Source organism: Achromobacter spanius (genome assembly GCF_002966795.1).
GTDB lineage: Bacteria > Pseudomonadota > Gammaproteobacteria > Burkholderiales > Burkholderiaceae_B > Achromobacter > Achromobacter spanius_D.
Genome location: NZ_CP023270.1, coordinates 4,102,468 through 4,122,011 on the forward strand (window position 1 = coordinate 4,102,468; position 19,544 = coordinate 4,122,011).

The window sequence follows — 19,544 nt, forward strand, 5'->3', positions numbered from 1 at the left end:
GTGGCCCCGTACGGGCCATTCCCTATTGCGGGTTCATGTCGTCTCGGCAAGGCCGTCGGCCGATTCGTTCTGCGCGGCGCCCAGGTGCAGCTTGCGCATCTTTTCCCATAGCACCTTGCGGCTGATGCCCAGCGTGTGCGCGGTGTCCTGACGGCGCCAGCCGTTGGCTTCCAGCGCCGCCAGCACGCGTTCGCGTTCGGCGCGTTCGGCATCGGTGAAACTGGCGGGATCGACCCGCACGGGCGCCGTGCCGGCTGGCCGCAGCGGCTCGGCCAATTGATCGAAGATCCGCTCGATGCGCGGCTGATCCCAGGCCTGGAACTGCCGCCGCACGATGGCCACGCGCTCGGCCACGTTGGACAGTTCGCGCACGTTGCCCTCGTAGCGCGTGCGCGCAACGCGGTCCAGCAGCCACGGCGGCGGCTCGTCCTGCACGCCCTGGTTCAGCAACAAGCCGCGAAAGATCGCGGCCTTTTCGTGCGGACCGCGCTGTTCCAGATTGGGGATGCGCAGCTCGATGACCGCCAGGCGGTAATACAGATCCGCGCGGAATTCGCCCTGCCCCACCAGCATCCGCAGATCCTTGTTGGTGGCCGCAACCAGACGGAAGTCCACCGGCACCTCCGCCGTCGAACCCAGCCGCGTCACCGTGTTCTGCTCCAGCACCCGTAACAGCTTGACCTGCTGATACAGCGGCAGATCGCCGATCTCGTCCAGGAACAGCGTGCCGCCGTGGGCCTGCTCGAAATAGCCTTTGTGCGCGCCGATCGCACCGGTGAATGCCCCCTTCGCGTGGCCGAAGAAATGCGCTTCGAAAAGGCCCTCGGGAATGGCGCCACAATTGACCGCCACGAACGGACCCGCGCTCCACGCGGCCTCGTCATGCAGCAGGCGCGCGATGCGCTCCTTGCCCACGCCGGTTTCGCCGTGGATCAGCACGTTGCTGCGGCAGTCGGCGTAGACCTCGGCTTCGGCCAGCAGGTCCTGCATGGCCGCGGACACCGCGATCAGCGGCTGCTCGCGCCGGGGCGTCGCGCGGTCAAGCTGGTTGAGGGTGCCCAGCAGCTCCGTCAGCAGCTTACGCAGGTCGGCGCTGGTGAAGGACAGCGGCAGCGTGTACGAGTATTCCGGCGGGTAGAAACGCGGATCGCGTCCGCGCGCTTCCGCGGCCACCCAGATGACGGGCATGCCCTGCGCCGCCAGCCAGTCGTAGCCGCCGAAGCGCTTGTCGCCCATCACGGACACGGACACCAGCGCCACCGCGCGCCGGGACGCATCGCGCGGCGGCGGGAACGCGGTGCCGGCGTCGGCCCGCACCAGCGATACGTCCATGCCCGCCAGGCAGCGCTCGGCGCGGCTGGCGATGTCGGAAGCGCCCTCCCAGACGTACACGTCGAACTCTTCGCGCGCGAAATTCTCGCTCATCGCTTGGCCCTTGCGGGAGGGAAGGAAATGGAAGTCAGGAGCGTTGTCATCAATACACCAGGCGGGGCTTGCCGCAATCCACGGATATCAGGGCGACGTCGGTCTGGCCCACGCTCAGGCCCAGCACGTCGAGCAATTGCTGCAGCACCACGGACAGCGAGCTGAGCAAAGGGTCCAGCAGCACCATGACCACCGACAGCACGCCGCCGACCTGCTCGGTGCCGCTCAGGGCGAGCGTGCCGACCGCGTTCACCCGGCACTGCCGGATCGCATCCGGCGTCAGCGCCAGCGCGCAGGTCACGTCGCTGAGGGGCGCCAGCAGCAGCGAGTTCAGGATGCCGCCCACCAGTTGCAGCGTGCCGCCCAGCACCCCGGTCAGGCCGCCGGTGGTCAAGCGCGCGCCCAACTGGTCCATCGCGGTCTTGGACCACTGCATGTCGTTGACGACCTTGGAGATCGTCTTGCCGGCGTTGTTCTTGTCGCCGCCCACTAGTTGAGTCGCCAGGTCCTTGCGCTGCGCCTCGGTCAATGGCGTGCCGGAGTTGAAGAGGTCACCCAGGATGCCGCCAATCAGCGCGTCCGTCAGGTTGGAGGCCAGCTTGGACAGATTCACGCTGGTGGCATTGACGGTGGCCGTGGCGTTGGGCGATGGCGGCTCGGTCAGGGTGACCGACACGGGCGCCGTCGAGCTGAACACGGGCAGGGTCACCCGCGCCGTCAGCGGCAGGATGCCCAGCACGTTCAGAACCTGATGGCGCCCGATTGCCCCGAACGCGCTGGGCTCGCAGCGATTGGTGAGCGACTGGAAGTTCGCGGCGCTGCTGTCCGTGGCGGACGTCATGCCGGGAAAGCGCCCCAGGCAGACGCTGGCCGCCGCCGACGTCACGTCGATCACTGCCTGGTTTTCCGCCAGCGGCGCCTCGCACAGCTTGCGCAGCGTGCCCGTCGATTGCGCCACGTCGATGATGATGGGCAGGTCCACCCGGGTGTTCAGCGTGTTGGCCAGCAAGGGGCCGACCAGCGGGATGTTGGTGGTGTTGACGCGCAGATAGACGCGGATCCCGGCGCTGATCGCCTGCGTGCCCACGCCGCCCACGCCCACGGAAGGCGGCTCGACAATGCGCACACGCGCGTCCAGGCCCAGCAGCGGCACGCTCAACCCCAGGTTGATCAGGTTGCTGCCGTTGGCGATGACCAGGGCGGTTTCAAGAATGTTCAGCGCATTGACGTCGGCCTGCAACGCAGCGCTGGCATCGCCGCCGGCAACATGCAGATCCAGCACGCCGCCGTCGCCCAGCAGTTTCACCGGCAGATTCAGCGGCATCACGGCCAGGACGGTGTTGATGGCGTTGCGCAGCAGCGCCACGTCGGCGCTGGCCGTGGCCTGCTTGTCGATCACGCTGAGCGTCGCGTTCAGCAACTGGCCCAGCGTCAGACTGTTAAGCGCGGCCAGTTGTTCGGGCGTGCCGACGCCGGCGACGGCCGACAGCGGCAGGCCCAGCGCTTCCAGCAGGCCAGCCGGCGTGATGTTGACGCTGGCCAACCCCGCGGCATCCAGCACGTCCAGCTGCGACGGCGAGGCGCCCGCCGTGGCGAGCAATCGCGACAGCAGCCCGCCGCGCTCCAGCCGCAGAAGGCGCGATCCCACCGTGAAGGCGGCCACCGGCGGGGTTCGCGTCGCCACCGCCGCGGCCGACGCCGTGACGCCGCCCACGCCGGGGACCAGATTGGCCAGTTGCTTGCGCACCGCGACGCGCACGGCGTTGTACGCCTGCCCGCCCGCCGCGTCGAACACGTGCATGCCGCTGGCGTCGATCCGCGTGGGATCCCACACCTTGCATTCCACGGTGAGGTCGGCGGCCGTGAACGTGTCCAGGATGTTCGGCAGATTGGCCAATGCGGACGCGCGGCCCGCGGCGGCGGCACGCGTGCAGTCCGCGCTGGCGCCCAGATTCAGCACCTGCACCGCCGACAGCGCCGCCAGGTCCGCCGCCTTCTGCATCTCGCGCTTCATGTAGGCGCCGTAACCCAGCTGCAGCACGCCCAGCAACACGGCCGCCACCAGCACCGCGAACACCGCGGCGACGGTCATGCTGCCGCGTTGCCGCGACGGCGGGTTGGGACGAGGATGGCCGGCTGACATGCGCTTGCGACTCCGTCTTGGCATGCGGCGGGAGCAACCCGCCCGGAAAACCTATTGGACGCTGGGGATTTCCACGTTCCGGTCGAACCACACGGGAATGGGCTGCTTGAAACTCTCTACATAACGATTCCACGCGGCCGTGGAGACCTGGCCCAACACCGGCAAGGCATTGCCCGCCCGCCGGCCGTCAGCCTGGGCGGCGAGCAGCCCGCGGGTCACGTCGCCAAAGGCCTCCGGCGTGGCGGGGGCCGGCGACGACACGGGTGCAGCCGTTGCGGTTGCTGCCGGGGATGCCGCCGGCATCGGCGTCTGCACCTGCTGCACCACCGGCCGGTCCGGCATGGCGGTCGGAGATTCTGCGGCGGCCGGCGCGGCGGACATGCCGCCCGTCAGCGGCGCGTTCGTTTGCGCGTGTCCAGCGCAAGGCGCCATCGCGGCGCAAGTCAGCATCAGAAGTGCGTGTGAAATGGAACGGGTCATGGCGGATTTCCTGAACATTGGGTTAACGCACGATGGGACCATTGCCCAGCCCTTCCATCAGCGGGCTCATCCTGGGCAACACCACCTGCTCGCCGCTGGAGACCCGGGTGGCCGATGCGGCAGACGCGCCCGGCGCGGGCGCCAACTGGCCGCGAATCTCGGCGGCCAGGCGCAGCACCTGTCCGCGCGCTTCCTCGCCCAGTTGCGCGCGCGCCATCACCTGCTGCGCGCGCACCGCATCGCCCTGCACCAGCAGCAGCACCGCCAGGTTCGCCAGCACTTTGCCGCTATCCGGCGTCAATTCGGCCGCCTGCCCCAGCGGCACCCGCGCGCCCGCCGGATCACCCGCGCGCAGCCGCGCATAGCCCAGGTCGCCGAGAATTCGCGCGTCCATCGGCGACTGCCGGGCCGCCCGCCCCAGGTAGTCCGCCGCCTGGTCGAACTGCCCGCGCCCGCCGGCGATGAGGCCCAGGCCATGCCAGCCCTCGGCCGCCTGATCGGTGGTGGTCAGCGCGCGATAGGCCGCTTCGCTCAACGCGGTCTGGCCGGTCTGGCGCAGGGCTTCAGCGCGCAGGACGGCCACGCGCGGATCCTTGCCGAACTTCTGCTCAAAGCCGTCGATATACGCCAGCGACGCGAAATACCGGTCCTGGCGTTGCGCCTCGACGATCAGGGACAGCATCAGCTCCGGCTCCTTGGGCCGCCGCTTGTTTTCGGCCTCGTCCTCTTGTTGGCGCATCAGCGCCTGTTCCTGCTGCTGTTGCTGGATCAGTTGCCAGGCGGATTCCGCCTTGTTGGTCTGGCATCCGGCGAGGCCCGCAGCGATCACCAGTACCGTGACCGCAAGCCCGCAGCGCGCCGCGCCCGACCGTTTTTCGATTCTGCCGTCCATCACATCCCTCCCATGCGCGACAAGCCGCGCAACACCGCGATAAACCCCGCGCCGCCCGTCACGATCAACAGGGCGGGCAGCAGCGTCACGATCATGACGCCGGTCATCTTGACCGTGGTCTTGCCCACCTTCTCCTTCAACTCCAGGCGCCGCTTGTCCCGCAGGCGTTCGCCGAAGCGGTTCAGCGGTTCCTGCACGGCGCCCCCGTGCTGATCCACCTGCGCGATCAGACGGCAGATCGCGGACAGGTCGTCGTTGTCAAAGCCCGTGGCCATGCGGGCCAGCGATTGTTCGCGCGTGCGGCCGCGCACATACAGTTCCGACGCCAGCCGCAACTCCGAAGCCAACACGGGCAGCACCTGGCCGAACTCCTTGATCAATACCTGCAAGCTCTGGTCGATCGACAAACCCACGCCTTGCAAGAGACGCAGCAGATCGATCAGCAAGGGCAGCTCGTCGGCGGCCTGACGGCGGCGGCGCGCCAGGCGGCGCTGCACGATCCACTTGGGCAGCATGTAGCCGATGGCAAACGCCACGAAACCCGCGACGAATGCACGCAGCGGCATCTGCGGCAACTGCTTGTGCCAGTCCAGCAGGATCACGGCCACGGGCAGGATCAGCGCCAGGCCGAACCGGATCAGGACGAAGCGCGAACGCGCGGTGCCGGACTGCGCGTAGCCGGCCATGTCGACCAGCTTGCGGTCTTCGGCGGCCAGTAGCGCATCGGCAAGCCGGCCCTCGCTCAGGCGCTTGCCGAACGTGTCCGCCATCCGCGCCGCCGCGGCCAGCCGGCCGCGTCTTTCCTCGCGCGGCGCCGCCGATGCCGAAGCGCCTTCCCGCGCGGCCAGCGCCTGATCCACCACCTGGCGGCTGCGGTCCTGGCTACGCAGGCGCCGCGCCATGCCCAGGCCCAGCACCACCAGGCCGGCCGCCACCAGCATCAGCGCCATCGCCAGCACGGTGGACGCGTTCCAGGATTGCAGGGTGTCCATGTGGCGTCTCCCCCTCAGATGGCCTTGGCCATGCGATACAGCCAATAGCAGCCGCCGATCTGCAGGCAGACGGCGGTCAGCAGCATCTTGAAGCCCTGCGGGTCTTCCCACAGACCCATGAACAGGTTGTTGTTGGCCACGATGATGAAGCCCGCCACGCCCACGGGCAGCAGCGCCAGGATCCAGGCGGACAGCCGGACCTCGGCCGAGCTGGCGGTCAGTTCGTTGCGCGCCTGGGCGACATCGCGCATGAAGGCCGCCATGCGCTCCAGCACCTGATCGCTACGGCCGCCAAAGCGCATCGCCAGCGACACGACCGCCGCCACCATGTACAGCTCCTTCAAGCCATACATGCGGGACACGTGCGCCAGCGCCGCGTCCAGTTCCTTGGAATTGCTCAGGCTGGCGGCGGTCTCCACCACTTCGCGCAGCGGCTCATCGGTGGCCGCCGCCGCCGTGCGGAACGCCGCGGCGATGCTGTTGCCGATGGTCAAAAGGCGCACGATGTTGTCCAGGAAGGCGGGCAACTGCGAAATCATCCGGCGCTGGCGCTTGTCGGCCCGCATCCATAGCAGGAAGTACGCGAACACGGCCAGCAGCAGGAATGTCACCGCGCCCGACAGCGGCCCGAGAAAGACCCAGGCCAACGCGCCGCCCGCGACGACGGGCAGCGCGATCCGCAGGTATAGGCCGGCGCTTTGCCGAAGGCCGGCCAGACGCAGCAGACGGTCCCAGCCGGCATGGCCGCTGCGGAACTCGCGCGCGTGCTCGGCAAACGGCGCGTCGCCTGCCGCCTCCTCCCGGCCGCGCGCCAGTTGGCTGTCCAGAAACGCGGAGCTGGCGGCTCGGCGGGCGCTTCGGTCGGCATGGCGCCACAGCAGCACCGCGCCCACGGCCAGCACCGCGGCCAGACTCAACAGCGCCATCACGTCCTGCATCAGCGCCTCCGGCTCCAGAAGCCGCCGCCGCCATCGCGGTCGTCCGGCGCGTTGTCGTTGGCGCGCGCCTCGCTGCGCAGCTTGGCCAGCTTGGGCGTGTGGGGATGGATGCCCAGCCAGTTCCAGCGGTCCCGTTCCTCGCCGTCGGGCGTCGCAAACGGGTCGTGGCGGTAAAGCTCCTGCGTGGAGATGACGTTGTCGCCCATGCCGGTGATTTCGGTCACCGACAGCACGCGGCGCTTGCCGTTGGACAGGCGGCCGATCTGCACGATGAAATCCAGCGCGCTGGCGATCTGCCGGCGCAGGCTGTCCTCGCTGCCCTGGAATCCGGCAAAGCCGGCCAGCATCTCGATCCGGTACAGGCATTCGCGCGGCGAGTTCGCGTGGATGGTCGCCATCGATCCTTCGTGGCCGGTGTTCATGGCCTGCAGCATGTCCATGACCTCGGCGCCGCGCACTTCGCCCACCACCACGCGGTCCGGCCGCATCCGCAGGCTGTTGCGGATCAGCTCGCGGATCGTCACCGCGCCGCTGCCGTCAAAGCCGCCCTGGCGCGATTCCAGCCGCACCACGTGCGGATGGTTGAGCGACAGTTCCGCGGTGTCTTCCACCGTCACCACGCGCTCGTTCTCGGGAATGAAGAACGCCAGCGCGTTCAGCAGCGACGTCTTGCCCGAGCTGGTGCCGCCCGACACCAGGATGTTGCAGCGATTCTTCACGGCCTCGTTCAGCAGGCGGTAGATCGCTTCGTCGAAGGTGCCCAGCGTCAGCAGGTCCGCCGGCTTCAGCGGGTCCTGCCGGAACTTGCGGATCGACACCATGGGACCGTCCACCGCCAGCGGCTCGATCACCACGTTCAGGCGGCCGCCGTCGGGCAGGCGCGCGTCCACCATCGGGCTGGATTCGTCCAGCCGGCGGCCGATAGGCGCGAGGATGCGGCGCACGATGCGCAGCACGTGCTGGTTGTCGGTAAAGCGCAGCGACTCGCGGGCAAGCACGCCGCGGCGCGAGACGAAGACGTTGTCGTAGCCGTTGATCAGGATGTCTTCGACGGCTGGATCGGCCAGCAGGTCTTCCAGCGGACCCAGGCCGGCCAGTTCCTTGGTCAGCGCCTCCGCGATCGCGCGCATTTCGCTTTCGTTGATCGCGACGCGGCGCATCCGCACGAAGCTCGCGACCTCGATGTCCACGAACTCCTGGATCGCCGACCGCGCCCATCGGCCGAACTCCGCGCCCAGTTCCTCGATGCGGGACAGCAGATGCTCGTAGGCCGCCGTCTTCACTTCCTGGTAGCGGTCCGACGCCGAGAAGCCTTTGTCGCCGTCGCCGCCGAACTCTATCGTCGCTGTCATGATCATGTCGGATCCCGTAACCGTGCGTCTGTTTAGCCGTCAGCCGATGTTGTCGATCAGCCGATCACCATGCGGCGGTGCACGCCGGGCAACCAGGTGGCCAGCCAGCTTGCGTGCCCGCCGGGCGCGTTTTCCTCGGCGCACAGGCGCTCGGCCAGCGTCTGCACCGCGCGCACATAGACGTCGCGCTCGGCCTCTTCGTGCAGCAGATGGCCGCGATTGGTGCACACCATCAGCGGCAGCGTGCGGTCCGGCAGCGTGCCCACGAGTTCCAGGTTGAAGCGCTCAGAAATCTGCTTGGCTGTCATGCCGTAGCGCTCGTCATAACGGTTCACGATGAGGCCTAACGTGGAACGGTCCACGTGCAGATGCTCCAGCTCCTGCAGCAGCCCGGCCAGCGACACCAGCGCGCCCACACTCTGGTCTGTGACGATCCAGTTCAGTTGCGAGTTGCGCGCCAGGCCCGACACGAACTCGGCATTGGTGAAGCCGCCCGCGTCGGCCACGACCACCGAGAAATGCTGACGCATGCGTTCGAACACCAGCAGCGAATCCGACTGCGACACCTCGCGCATCTGCCCCAGATCGCGCGGCAGCGACAGCACGCTCAGGCCGTTGGCGGTGTGCGCCATCGCCGATCCGAGCAGCGTGGAATCTAGGCGGCGCAGATTGCGCGCCGCCTCGGCAAAATCGAAGTCGCCGCCGATGTTCAGGTAAAGCTGGCAATCGCCCACCGGCCAGCCCAGGTCCATGAGGGCCACGCGGCTGGACAGCGGCAGCGGCTCGCCCGGTGGTTGAGACGCTTTCGCGGCGCGCTGGTTGTACGTCAGCTTCAGGCGGTCCTGCACCATGCCTGCCAGATGCACGGCCAGCGTGCTGGTACCCACGCCGGGACGCGCGCCCAGCAGCACGACGCTGCGGCGCGTGCCGTCCATGCGCCCGCCCGACGGCCGGTCGAGCACGCGCAGCACCACATCCCGAACCTCCTGCGGCGCCACGGACGGATCGACGAAATCAACCGCGCCCGCACGCAGGGCGGCGATCGCCCCCTCGGGCTGGCTTACGTAGCCGACCGCCACGCGCGGCAGCGTCGGCGCGATGCGCGCCAGGAGCCGCGCCAGTTCAGCGGACTTGAACAATTTGCCGGGTTCGTCGTCGCTTAATGAGAAATCCAGGAACACCACCTGCGGCGCAAGCTCGGTCAGGCGCCGCGCCAGTTCCTCGATGCGCGGCGACTCCTGGGTGAGCACGCCCAGGTCGCCCAACGCCATCCCCAATTGCGCGGCAATCGCACTGCCCTGAGAACAAAACAGAAACCGCGTGCCGTTCTGCAGGCCCACTCCTTCGCTGGCATGTGTCTTCATATTGGTCACCGTGAGAATCCCGGCATCTGCTGGCCGCTTGCCGGGCCAGTCAGGTAATAACCCCAGGCGTTGAACGCCGTGTCCGTCTGCTCCTGTCGGGCGCCCGGCAGCGGCAGCGCCACGCCGCGCGCGATCGGGCGCACCAGGCGCGGCGTCACGACAATGACCAGTTCGGTGTCTTCCTGGGAATAATCGACGCTGCGAAAGAACGCGCCGATGATCGGCAGGTCGCCCAGCATGGGCACCTTGTTGACCATCGCCTTTGTTTGGCGCGACACCAGGCCGCTGATCACGAAGCTTTCGCCATCGCCCAGTTCCACCATGGTGTCGGCGCGCCGCGTGCGCAGCGCCGGAATGATGGTGCTGGTGTCGTCGCTGGTGTTGATGGCGATGCCGTTGGTGTAGTCCAGCTCGCTGGCTTCGGGCGCGACTTTCAGCGCGATGCGGTCGCGCGACAGCACGGTGGGCGTCACGGTCAGGCCGATGCCGAAGGGCTTGAAGGTTACGTTGACGGTTCCCAGTCCGCCGGCCTGCGGGATCGGCAGCTCGCCGCCCGCCAGGAAGCTGGCGCTCTGCCCCGTCAGCGCGACCAGCGTGGGCTCTGCCAGCACGCGCGCCATGCCGTTGGTCTGCAAGAGGCGCAGGCGCGCTGCAAAGTTGTTGGAGTCGTAGAACAGCGAAAACCCCGACGCCAGCGCACCGCCCAGGCTCGCGGGCATGGTGGAACTACCGCCGCTCCAGGGGCCGTTGCTGGCCGTGAAGCTGATGCCGGCCGCCTTCATCACCGAGCGCGACACTTCCACGACCTTCACTTCCACCTGCACGACCCCGCCGGTGCCGGCGGTGGACAGGTCCACCACATTCTTGTCGCCGCCCACGGCGGCGGCCGCCATGGTGGCCGAGGCGATCTGCCCGAGCGGCGATTCGGCGTGGCCCGAAACGACGGCGTGGCCGTCCGCGATGTCCACGTTGGCGCCGCCGGCCAGACCGCGGCTGGCCAGTGCGCCCTGCACGCCGCTGCCGACGCGCACGGTCCAGACCTGCGGCGCGGCGTTGCCGGCGGACCAGACTTGCAGCCGCGTGGTGCCGGGCTTCTTGCCGTACAGCAGCACGGCGCCCGCGCGGTTACCCGTGGCGGGCAGCACCTTTACATCCGCCACGTCCGGATCGCCGATGGCGATGCGCGAGGGCGCGCCGTGATCGAGCATGACGGTCTGCTGCTCTCTGACGGCCATTGAAATGTCGCGGGCCGGCGCATTTGCGCCGGTCGCGGGGGCCGCGGTTTGTGCCAGGCTGATTCCTTCGTGTGTCATTGCCGCGGCGGCCGACAGAAGGCAGATCATGGTAGTGCGCTGAAGTTTCTTCATAGTGCCGGATCTGATGATGGGATTCTTCGGCTGCGGGCTGCGCCTGGTGCGCCCGCGGCCCCGTTCAGTAGCGCACGTGCTCGGATTTATCTCCTCGAATGATTTCGACTGTGCGGCCGCCGCCGGCCCCTTGCGGCCGGGCTGCCGCCCGGGTTGCGGGGCCGCGCGCGGCGGGCGCCAAGGCGGCGGCCGTGCTGCCATCCAGTTGCACCAGGCTCTCACCCGCGAAGGCACGGTTGGGGCCAGCCAGCAGCGACTCGCGCTGCGCGGGCGTCAGATCCGCCCGCACCGGCAACACCGTGCCGCGCGGGGCGAACAGGGCCACATCCGGCATGCTGTCGTCGCCGACCGGCCGCAGCGCCAGCTGCAGCCGGCCCGCACGGCTGGCCAGCATCAATTCGTTGACGCGATCCACCGGCACCGCCAGCACCGCGGTGCGTGCCGGCTGGCCCGGGCCGCCCTGCTGCAAGGCCGGCTTCTCGTCCGGCCCTTCCACCGTGGCCTGGCCATAGGCCAGCACGCGCACCTGCGACTGCAAGAGGCGCGCCTGGCCCGACGCGACCTCGGGACTTTTCTCGATCATGAAGAACACGTCCACCATGTCGCCCGGGACGATGCGGTTGCCGCTGCCGACGACCTCGTCCACGGCTATGGCGACAGCGCGTTCGCCCGCTTTCAGCTGGCGCGCCAGGCCTTGCGTCAGCAGGCTGGGCACGATCGGATCGCCTACTGCGATATCGACCCTTGTCACCGCGCCATCCAGCGGCGCGGGGTCGGCAAAGCCGCCGGATAACGCAGCCTGCCATTGCACGACCGTCAGCATCTTTGCGCTGTCGATGCGCGAACCGGCCGCGATCGCCTCGCGGGCAACGACCACCGGATACAGCTTGACCGGCTCGGCCGGCGCCACTGCAAGCGGCGCGGGCGCCACGTTGACCGCCGGACGGGGCGGCGCCGACGCCAGCCGCCACGCCACGAAGGCAAGCGCCACGCCCGCCACCAGCAACAATCCCGCGACGATCTTGCTCAGACTGCTCATGGCGTCCCCTGCGATATCTGCACGACAGCCTGCGAATGCAGCCTGCTCGGAATCCAATTGCGGTTCGTGCCCGGCAGCGCGGTGACCAAGCCCCGCACGGTCTCCAGCAACGGCCAGGTCTGGGTGTTGTAGGTCATGGCGACGGTCGCGCAATCGGCCTGCGCCCCGCCTGCCCCGGCCCAGGCGCACGGCGCGCGCGTGGCGCTGCACAGCACCGCCGATCCCGCGGAGAAAGTTCGCATGGCCGCCAGGCAGGCCACGGCGGGCACGTCGGACTGGCCGTTAAAGCGCGCATGGACGGCCGCGCGCGCTCCGTCAGCGGCGGCGGCGGCCAATTGCTGCTGCATCCAGAACAGCGCGCCGAATCCGACCACGCCGCAGATGAAGAGCAGCAGCAACGTGAGCGTCAGCGAAAACTCAAGCGCCGCGATGCCGCGCTGGCGCGTGCGGGTCTTGATGCGGTTGAGGTATTGCCGCGTCGCGCGCATCTCAGCTTCCTCCGCCCAGCGCGTCGCCCAGATGCACGGTGGCGCGCGCGCTCAGCACGCTGGAAGCCGGCATCAGCGCCGTATTCAGAAATGGCACGGCCGGGATGAGCGGATGGGCGCCATACGCGTACGACACGTTGACTTCGATTTGATCCTGCGACAGCGGCAAACCGCTGCACGCGCCGCCCGCCGCGCTGGTCAGCGCGCCCGCGCTGCCGCAGACCGCCACCTGTACGGGTCCCGCAGACATAACGCTGATCCACGCCGCCTGCGACAACGCCGATTCGCGTCCGGCTTCGGCCCGCGCCGCGAGCGACGCGGTGCCGGGCTGCCACTGCAGGATCTTGCGCGCGCCGTCCTGCGCGGCAAGCATCACGGAATGCTGGGCGGCAACCACCAGGGAATACGTCAGGATCCCGTAGAACACCAGGAAGAACACCACGAATACCAGGGCGAATTCCACGGAATAAGTGCCGCGCTGAAGGCGGCCAGCCCCAGATATGCCGCGTAGGGAATCTGCCGGGCGCGGTTGCTCAGCGCCCACATGCCCGACACGGCCAGGTAAAGCAGGCTGTGCAGGCCCGCCAGCACGCTGGCCAGCACCAGCGTCACCATCAGCGGCGCAAAGCCCAGCAGCAGCCCGAGCACGGCCATGGCCTTGATATCGCCCGCCCCCATCACACGCCAGCGCCAAAGCGGCAGAAAAAGCGCCGCCGCCAGAAAACCAGCCAGCGTCGGCAGCCATCCGCTCCATCGTGGCGGATAGGCCCAGCCGGGCGCCAGCAAGGCCGCCAGCAGCCAAAGCAATTGCGCCGCGAGTCCCACGACAATCAGCCGGTTGGGGACGCGGCGATGACGCAGATCGCCATGGATCAGCGCCAGAATCCAGCATGTAAACAACAGCCACCACAGCATCACCCCTGGATACAAGGCCAGACCTTCTAAAAATTCGGTAAGACGACAGGCGCGCCATGGCGGACGCAGCCCATTTTTCAAACAATGCCGGGTTGCGGGGCTGCGCCGCGGTGGCCAGGCCACCACGACGCGGATCCGCTTATGGCTCAGCCTGCGCCGCCTGCGGGCGGCGTGGTGCCAGTTCCCGCCTTGGCGTTATCCAGCTTGGTGCCAAGGTCCTCGAACATGCCTTTCAAGGAACCGGTAAAGGCGCCCACCGCCACGATGAGGGCCACCGCCACCATTCCCGCGATCAGCCCGTACTCAAGGGCGGTGATCCCGTCTTCGTCATTCCAGAACTGCGCAAGTGTTGCTTTCATATCAAGCTCCATAGGCATCGATTGAAGGGTCCCGCTAACCCGGCCCGGGAGAGGCGCCCGGGGATCTCCCCGAAACCTCGCCAGGTGCCGATTCAATGATCGAGTCGATGCGCTGCGCCATGCGCGCGCGAAAGCGTTGCGAAGCCCGCTGCAGATGCCAGCGCATGAGCAGCAAGGTGATGATGGACAGGGCAAATGCGATGTACGGCAACATGGCGCCCCCGATATACCGTTCGGCCGCGCCATTGGCGGCCGTGCAGATAACCGCTCCCGCGGCGGCGCCCGTGTAATGCATGCCGCACACGGCGATGGCCATCAAAATGGCGGCGCCAATGCGCTGGCGTTCGTTCTGCGTATTAAATGCGAGCCACAGCGCGGCAGTGGCAGCAATGACGGCAATCAGCACCGACAACACAACCAGTGGCAGATTCCAGAGCAGGATCGCCGGCATGCGCGCGGCGCTCATCCCGACATAATGCATGGACGCAACGCCGAAGCCCGCGGCGCAGCCGCCGATCAGGCACCGAATAAAAGAGAAACGATCCCGGCCGACATACCAGAAGGCCCAACCGGAAAATCCGGCGGCGACCAGAAAGCTCAGTATGGTGAGCCCGCTCTGATAACCGACTTCAAAGGGCAGGTTCTGCGCCAGCATGCCAATGAAATGCATGCTCCAGATCCCCACGCCGCCCATCGCCACCGCGCCGATGACGACATAGCCAAGGCGGATCTCCCCGTCCTGCGTTTCCGCGCGGATGCCAGCCGCCGCCAGCAGGGCGACATACGAACCCAGGGCCGCGATCAGGAACGACAGCGCCACCAGGCCGCTGTCGAAGGAGAGCGGGACAACGTCGCCCGGGCTCATGAATGCTCCTCGTGTGGTGGCCGGCGGCGATATTGCGCGGCCGGCGGGTAATTGCAGTGCTTCTTGCAGTATTTCCCAGCCATTTGAATCTCCGGGCGGGTCCACACATTTTGCGTATTTTTGATACGTGGCTTCAGTTTATATATTGCCAAATCATACGCATCAGGGTTTTCACTGAATTTCGCAATGTTGCGACACACGAGTTGTAACGGATACTCCCATCTTCGAGGGAATCGTATAAAAAACGTCCGAATCTCGCCTATCTTTCAAGCATCGGATTAATAGGGACGTCGGGATAATTCAGCGCAGGAGACATATTGCACATCGTACAACCACGTTTTGAAATTGATTGTCATTGTTCAGACAATACTGGCACCATATAAACGCCCTTAAACGCAACTGTTAATTACTGGTGACGTAACCCTTTATCCACTCGATACGCGATCTTTATCGGCTCGGCGTTCACATGAGCAAGCAGAAATGAAAGATAAAAAAGGCACACGAGTGAAATGTCAGGGTGGGCCGTTGGCCCTGGCCCTTTTTTGCATGCTGGCGGCCGGCACGTCAGCCCGGGCGGAGGGGCCGCTGCGCGGCAACCCGGTGGACGCCCTGCCGCGGCTGGAGCGTCCGCCATCGTCAAGGCAGCCGCCGCCTGTCGTCCAAACCGCCACCCCGGAACAACTGGCCCTGCAGGCCCGGCTGGCGCAGCGGATCGTGCCGCGCAACTTCGAGGTCACCGGCGTGCGTGCCATTCCTTTCGAGGAAGTGTCCGCCGTGCTCGCGCCGCTCGCGGGCAAGGAAATCAGCCTGGGAGAACTGGTTGCCCAGGTTGACAAGATCACCCAGCTTTACCGCGACAAGGGCTTTCCCCTGTCGTTTGCGCTGGTGCAGAACCAGACATTCGCCAACGGCCTGGTCGTGGTGACGGTGGTCGAGGGTTTCATCGCCAATGTGCGGATCGATGGCGACATCGGCAATGCGCAGGATCGGCTTGAAACGCTGGCCGCGCCGTTGCTGGCGGAACGGCCGCTCAGCCAGGCCACGCTGGAGCGCCAACTGAACCTGATGCGAACCGTGCCAGGCGTCAGGTTCACGCCCAGCCTGGACCTGCCCCGCCGCGCGGACGGCGCCACCGAGCTGGCGTTGGTGGCTACCCGCCAACCCGTCAGCCTGTCCGGCGACATCGCGGATCTGGGCACCGGCATGCAACCTATCGTGAATGTCACCACCAACAGCCTGACGCCATTAGGCGAACAGGTGAAGTTGACGGCGTCCGTCCCCTTCAATACTGACGACGTGAAATACGTGTCCGGCGAAATCCGGGTGCCGATCGGCGCCAATGGGCTGTCGGTCAAGGTGGACGGTTATTACTACGATGCGCGACCGCAGGATGACGCGATTGAACTGCTGGGTTTTGATCGCCGAGTAAAGAACGACCGCATCGGCGTCGGCGTCAGTTATCCGTTTCTGCTTAACAACCGGCGTTCGCTGACCGGCACGTTAGGGGTATATGCCGCCAATTCCAAGGACCGATACGAAGCCCGCGAATCCGACCGCTGGTTGCAGCAGGACGCGCAGGTGCGCGCCGCGACTGCCGAGATGCGGTATATCCAGGTTTCAGAAACCAAGGCAACGGACATCACGCTGACGGTCGCCAAGGGTTTTGACGCCGTCGGCGCAAAAAAGGATATCTCGACCAACTACGGTTATTCCGCCACGCCGCGCCTGGATCTGGACTTCACCCGCTACAACCTGAACGCCCGGCAGACCTTTGCGCTGCCCCACCAGTTCGGCCTGGTTTTCTCCGGAGCGGGGCAGTATTCGAGCAATATCCTGCCTTCTTCCGAGCAGATCTCCTTTGGCAGTTGGCGGTTTGCCATGGGTTATCCGCAGGGCGAACAAAGTGGGGACAAAGGCGTTGGCGTATCGGCGGAGATCAATCGGCGCTTCGGCGTGGGATGGACGTATCTTTCAAGCGTACAGCCCTACGCGTTGGTCGACTATGCACGCACCTGGTACAACAACAAGGACCTGCAGACGTTGAATAACCGCCACCTGTCATCCGTGGCGCTGGGCGTGCGGATTACCGACGACAAGCATTATCTGTTTGACTTCAACGTGGCCAAACCGGTCGGATCTGCCACCGTCAATAACGACCGCGACCTGCGCTTCAACGCCAATTATTCGTTGTTCTGGGACGCGCTGTAACTGTCCAGCCGGGCCCGGCGCGGTTATGCCGGGATTTTAATGACGCCCGTTCCGACGGGCGTTTTTAATGCGCGAATGGCGCCGGCGTTACGTAACGCTGGCCGTAACGTTACGTGGGATGACCGGCTTTCCGTAACAGTCGCAGGCTCGCCGCCATCCCAAAACAGAGATTATCGGGAGCCAGGGAAAAACCCCTAAACCCCAGCGTATGCAGCTGATAACAAAGCGAATTTATCGGCACGGCATTACCAAAACTGGAGATTTACATCGGTTTTGAAAAATCTTGGCATGGTTTGTGCATCAGGAAGCGTACCGGGTTGTTTCAGGACCCGATTCTTCCAGCCAAAGGAGTTCGTCATGCAGAACCGTACCGAGATGCGCCGCCTCCATCACGTCCTGACCGCCACCGTCATGGCCACCGCGCTTGTGAGCGCGTTGACCGCCTGCGGCGGCGGCGGGGGCAGCGGGAAGAAAACGGCAGGACTTCCGGGAACCGATATCCCGACCAACCCGGGCGGCGGGGGCCTGGATCCCGGCGTGAACCCAGGCGGTGGAACGAACCCCGGCGGTGGAACGAATCCCGGCGGGGGCACCAACCCGGGCGGCGGGACGAACCCCGGTGGCGGCACGAACCCCGGTGGCGGTACCAATCCCGGCGGCGGCGGCACCGACCCCGGCACCAACCCGCCGCGCGTTACCGGCCTGCTGGAAACGACGCTGGGCAATACCGGCGGGGCGGTCGACAACACCCTGCCCCTGAATCTGGATTCGACCCTTGGCGGCGTGGGCAAGGCGCTGGATCCCACGATCAAGCCGGTCGCTGACACCGTGGTTGGCCTGACGCAGCAGGTGGGGGCCACGACCGGCCTGGGCCAGCCCGTCGACGGGATCGTCAGGCAGGTGGGTGGCGCGGTCAGCGACCTGGGCACGGACGTCAAGGGCTCGGGCCTGCCCGGCGGTCTGGCGGTTGGCGTAGGTGGCCTGGTGGATGGCCTGGGCAAGACGGTGGCCAGCACGGGGGGGCTGCTCCATGCGGACGCCAACAACCCCAATCCCCTGACCACCGTACTGGGCAATGCCACGGGCGCCGTGGGCGCGCTGACCGGTCCGCTGTCCGGCGAGGGCGGCCTGCTGCAACCGATTACGCAGGTGTTGGGCGGCGTGACGGGCGGTGCGCTCAACGGCCCCACCACGCCGCTGCTTGAGCCCGCGTTGGGCAATGTCGGCAAGAGCGTAGACAACGTGCTGCCGCTCGGCCTGCAGACGACCCTGGCAGGCGTGGGCGGCGCGCTCGACCCGACCGCCAGCCCGCTGGCCGGCAAAGTGGTCGGCCTGACGCAGCAAGTGGGCGACACGACCAAGCTGGGCGCGCCGGTCGCCAACCTGTTGACCGGCCTGGGTGGCACGGTCACCAATCTGGGCGGCTCGTTGCCGGGCACCGCACCGGGCTTGAACGGCGTGCTGCAAGGGCTGGGCGGCGCGGTCGCGAGCGCCGGCGGTTTGCTCCACGCCACGCCGGGCAACGCGAATCCCCTGGGTTCGACTTTGGCCAACGCCACGGGCGCGGTTGCCTCGCTGACGGGCGGTCTGGGCGGCGTGACGGGCGGCGCCAACGGCACCGCAGGCCTGCTGGCGCCGGTGACCGGGCTGCTGGGCGGCGTGACGGGCGCCCTGAGTGGCGCGGCGGGTGGCGCCGCGGGTGGCGCTGCCGGCGGTGGCCTGCTCGGTGGAGTAACCGGCGGATTGACCGCTGGGGCCGGCGCCTCCGCAGGTGCGGGCGCATCGGCCGGCACGAGCGGCGGGGGTCTGCTGGGCGGGCTGCTGGGTGGCGTGAATGTCGCGGCGGGTGCAGGGGCCGGCGCGGGTGCGGGCGCGGGCGCTTCCACCGGTGCGCCGGCCAGTGCGGGAGGTTCGGGCGCAACGACCGGTGGCGCAGCCAACGGCGGACTGCTCGGCGGCCTGCTGGTTGGAGTGACGGGCGCGACGACGGGCAGCGCGACGGGTGGCTCGGCGGGCGGCGCGCCCAACGGCGGCTTGCTCGGCGGACTGCTCGGCGGCCTGGCCGGCAAGAAGTGATCCCCTAAAAAATCCGCCAGGAAACCACATCATGCTGCAACAACACACCTATCACCACCACGAGCCCATGACCGGCATGGCCGAGCCATCAAACAGCAGCCGGCGGTCCGGCATGCTGGACGAGATCGGCCTGCTGCTCGGCCGGCAGTTCGCCGCCTACAACACGGCCTGCCAATCGGCCCTGGCCGAGAAGCTGGGCACGACGGTGGCGGACTTGAAGGCACTGGAGCTGGTCATCGCATACGATGCCCTGCCGACAGGGCATCTGGCGCGGTTGATGGGCATCAGTTCGGGGGGTGCGACCGCACTCATCAACCGGCTGGAAGCGGCCGGCTACGTGGAACGCGGCCGCCACCCGCTTGACCGCAGGATCATCGTGATCCGGCCGGTCGAGGCGCAGTGCCGGGTGCTCGCGCAGGAGCGGCAGTGGATCGCCGAGACCATCGCGATGACGTCCTGCAACTATGACACCGCGGAACTGGAGGCCGTGCACGGGTTCCTGACGCGTTGCGGCCGCGGCGTCAAGCGCGACACCCTGGACTGGCTGGAGACGGGTGGCGCGCATCAGCCCGGGTAGGACGCGGCGGGATATTGCCTCGTTGACGCTACCACCGGATCCGGCCACATTGGCCGGATCCGGC

Annotated in this window: 18 protein-coding genes; 3 read left to right on the plus strand and 15 right to left on the minus strand. The window is 67.2% G+C overall.

Going from position 1 to position 19,544, the window contains the following annotated elements; all coding sequences use genetic code 11:
- Positions 1-33: 33 nt before the first annotated feature.
- The 15 genes from CLM73_RS18480 to CLM73_RS18550 all read right to left on the minus strand — a co-directional run bounded on the left by CLM73_RS18480 (position 34) and on the right by CLM73_RS18550 (position 14,619).
- Entirely contained in the window at positions 34-1,425 is a 1,392-nt protein-coding gene (locus tag CLM73_RS18480; protein WP_105239671.1) for a sigma 54-interacting transcriptional regulator, read from the minus strand.
- 49 nt (positions 1,426-1,474) lie between these two features.
- A complete protein-coding gene (locus CLM73_RS18485) occupies positions 1,475-3,568 on the minus strand; it encodes a pilus assembly protein TadG-related protein (protein ID WP_234015670.1) in 2,094 nt (697 codons plus the stop codon).
- 51 nt (positions 3,569-3,619) lie between these two features.
- Complete coding sequence (locus CLM73_RS18490; RefSeq protein ID WP_105239673.1) at positions 3,620-4,048, minus strand: DUF3613 domain-containing protein; 429 nt, start codon at positions 4,046-4,048, stop codon at positions 3,620-3,622.
- Between the two features lie 22 nt (positions 4,049-4,070).
- Complete coding sequence (locus CLM73_RS18495) at positions 4,071-4,940, minus strand: tetratricopeptide repeat protein (protein ID WP_105239674.1); 870 nt, start codon at positions 4,938-4,940, stop codon at positions 4,071-4,073.
- Positions 4,940-5,932 carry a type II secretion system F family protein gene (locus CLM73_RS18500; protein WP_105239675.1) on the minus strand — a complete coding sequence of 331 codons (993 nt, stop codon included), beginning with the start codon at positions 5,930-5,932 and terminating at the stop codon, positions 4,940-4,942. The genes CLM73_RS18495 and CLM73_RS18500 overlap by 1 nt, the downstream gene beginning before the upstream one ends.
- A gap of 14 nt (positions 5,933-5,946) precedes the next feature.
- Entirely contained in the window at positions 5,947-6,870 is a 924-nt protein-coding gene (locus CLM73_RS18505) for a type II secretion system F family protein (protein WP_105239676.1), read from the minus strand.
- A complete protein-coding gene (locus CLM73_RS18510) occupies positions 6,870-8,228 on the minus strand; it encodes a CpaF family protein (protein WP_105239677.1) in 1,359 nt (452 codons plus the stop codon). The genes CLM73_RS18505 and CLM73_RS18510 overlap by 1 nt, the downstream gene beginning before the upstream one ends.
- A gap of 50 nt (positions 8,229-8,278) precedes the next feature.
- The gene (locus CLM73_RS18515) at positions 8,279-9,595 is read right to left on the minus strand and encodes a pilus assembly protein CpaE (RefSeq protein WP_199778167.1); all 1,317 of its coding nucleotides are present in this window, start codon (positions 9,593-9,595) and stop codon (positions 8,279-8,281) included.
- Positions 9,592-10,953, minus strand: a complete 1,362-nt coding sequence (locus CLM73_RS18520) for a type II and III secretion system protein family protein (protein ID WP_105239679.1) — start codon at positions 10,951-10,953, stop codon at positions 9,592-9,594. The genes CLM73_RS18515 and CLM73_RS18520 overlap by 4 nt, the downstream gene beginning before the upstream one ends.
- Positions 10,954-11,017: 64 nt before the next feature.
- Positions 11,018-11,992 (minus strand): Flp pilus assembly protein CpaB, encoded by a 975-nt coding sequence (gene cpaB, locus CLM73_RS18525; RefSeq protein ID WP_105239680.1) that lies wholly within the window; start codon positions 11,990-11,992, stop codon positions 11,018-11,020.
- Positions 11,989-12,480, minus strand: a complete 492-nt coding sequence (locus CLM73_RS18530; RefSeq protein WP_105239681.1) for a TadE/TadG family type IV pilus assembly protein — start codon at positions 12,478-12,480, stop codon at positions 11,989-11,991. Before CLM73_RS18530 ends, cpaB begins: the two co-directional genes overlap by 4 nt.
- 1 nt (position 12,481) lies before the next feature.
- Positions 12,482-12,943 (minus strand): TadE/TadG family type IV pilus assembly protein, encoded by a 462-nt coding sequence (locus CLM73_RS18535; protein ID WP_105239682.1) that lies wholly within the window; start codon positions 12,941-12,943, stop codon positions 12,482-12,484.
- Complete coding sequence (locus CLM73_RS18540; protein ID WP_105239683.1) at positions 12,889-13,395, minus strand: A24 family peptidase; 507 nt, start codon at positions 13,393-13,395, stop codon at positions 12,889-12,891. The genes CLM73_RS18535 and CLM73_RS18540 overlap by 55 nt, the downstream gene beginning before the upstream one ends.
- A gap of 146 nt (positions 13,396-13,541) precedes the next feature.
- The gene (locus CLM73_RS18545; RefSeq protein ID WP_056563247.1) at positions 13,542-13,754 is read right to left on the minus strand and encodes a Flp family type IVb pilin; all 213 of its coding nucleotides are present in this window, start codon (positions 13,752-13,754) and stop codon (positions 13,542-13,544) included.
- 34 nt (positions 13,755-13,788) lie between these two features.
- Positions 13,789-14,619: an MHYT domain-containing protein gene (locus tag CLM73_RS18550; RefSeq protein ID WP_105239684.1), complete on the minus strand. Its 831-nt coding sequence runs from the start codon at positions 14,617-14,619 to the stop codon at positions 13,789-13,791.
- A gap of 546 nt (positions 14,620-15,165) precedes the next feature.
- On the opposite strand from CLM73_RS18550, the gene CLM73_RS18560 reads away from it, so the two are divergent.
- The 3 genes from CLM73_RS18560 (at position 15,166) to CLM73_RS18570 (ending at position 19,480) form a co-directional block, all read left to right on the plus strand.
- On the plus strand, positions 15,166-16,827 hold the full coding sequence (locus CLM73_RS18560; protein WP_199778346.1) for a ShlB/FhaC/HecB family hemolysin secretion/activation protein: 1,662 nt from the start codon (positions 15,166-15,168) through the stop codon (positions 16,825-16,827).
- A 357-nt stretch (positions 16,828-17,184) separates the two neighbouring features.
- Entirely contained in the window at positions 17,185-18,903 is a 1,719-nt protein-coding gene (locus CLM73_RS18565; RefSeq protein WP_105239687.1) for a collagen-like triple helix repeat-containing protein, read from the plus strand.
- Between the two features lie 31 nt (positions 18,904-18,934).
- Positions 18,935-19,480 (plus strand): MarR family winged helix-turn-helix transcriptional regulator, encoded by a 546-nt coding sequence (locus CLM73_RS18570; RefSeq protein ID WP_105239688.1) that lies wholly within the window; start codon positions 18,935-18,937, stop codon positions 19,478-19,480.
- Positions 19,481-19,544: the final 64 nt, after the last annotated feature.

Coding starts and splice junctions, on each gene's coding strand:
- CLM73_RS18530 (WP_105239681.1), bottom strand. CDS start 12,480: ATGCGCGCGACGCGGCAATACCTCAACCGCATCAAGACCCGCACGCGC.
- cpaB (WP_105239680.1), bottom strand. CDS start 11,992: ATGAGCAGTCTGAGCAAGATCGTCGCGGGATTGTTGCTGGTGGCGGGC.
- CLM73_RS18500 (WP_105239675.1), bottom strand. CDS start 5,932: ATGGACACCCTGCAATCCTGGAACGCGTCCACCGTGCTGGCGATGGCG.
- CLM73_RS18540 (WP_105239683.1), bottom strand. CDS start 13,395: ATGCTGTGGTGGCTGTTGTTTACATGCTGGATTCTGGCGCTGATCCAT.
- CLM73_RS18495 (WP_105239674.1), bottom strand. CDS start 4,940: ATGGACGGCAGAATCGAAAAACGGTCGGGCGCGGCGCGCTGCGGGCTT.
- CLM73_RS18545 (WP_056563247.1), bottom strand. CDS start 13,754: ATGAAAGCAACACTTGCGCAGTTCTGGAATGACGAAGACGGGATCACC.
- CLM73_RS18505 (WP_105239676.1), bottom strand. CDS start 6,870: ATGCAGGACGTGATGGCGCTGTTGAGTCTGGCCGCGGTGCTGGCCGTG.
- CLM73_RS18510 (WP_105239677.1), bottom strand. CDS start 8,228: ATGATCATGACAGCGACGATAGAGTTCGGCGGCGACGGCGACAAAGGC.
- CLM73_RS18520 (WP_105239679.1), bottom strand. CDS start 10,953: ATGAAGAAACTTCAGCGCACTACCATGATCTGCCTTCTGTCGGCCGCC.
- CLM73_RS18565 (WP_105239687.1), top strand. CDS start 17,185: ATGCAGAACCGTACCGAGATGCGCCGCCTCCATCACGTCCTGACCGCC.
- CLM73_RS18485 (WP_234015670.1), bottom strand. CDS start 3,568: ATGTCAGCCGGCCATCCTCGTCCCAACCCGCCGTCGCGGCAACGCGGC.
- CLM73_RS18570 (WP_105239688.1), top strand. CDS start 18,935: ATGCTGCAACAACACACCTATCACCACCACGAGCCCATGACCGGCATG.
- CLM73_RS18480 (WP_105239671.1), bottom strand. CDS start 1,425: ATGAGCGAGAATTTCGCGCGCGAAGAGTTCGACGTGTACGTCTGGGAG.
- CLM73_RS18490 (WP_105239673.1), bottom strand. CDS start 4,048: ATGACCCGTTCCATTTCACACGCACTTCTGATGCTGACTTGCGCCGCG.
- CLM73_RS18560 (WP_199778346.1), top strand. CDS start 15,166: ATGCTGGCGGCCGGCACGTCAGCCCGGGCGGAGGGGCCGCTGCGCGGC.
- CLM73_RS18550 (WP_105239684.1), bottom strand. CDS start 14,619: ATGAGCCCGGGCGACGTTGTCCCGCTCTCCTTCGACAGCGGCCTGGTG.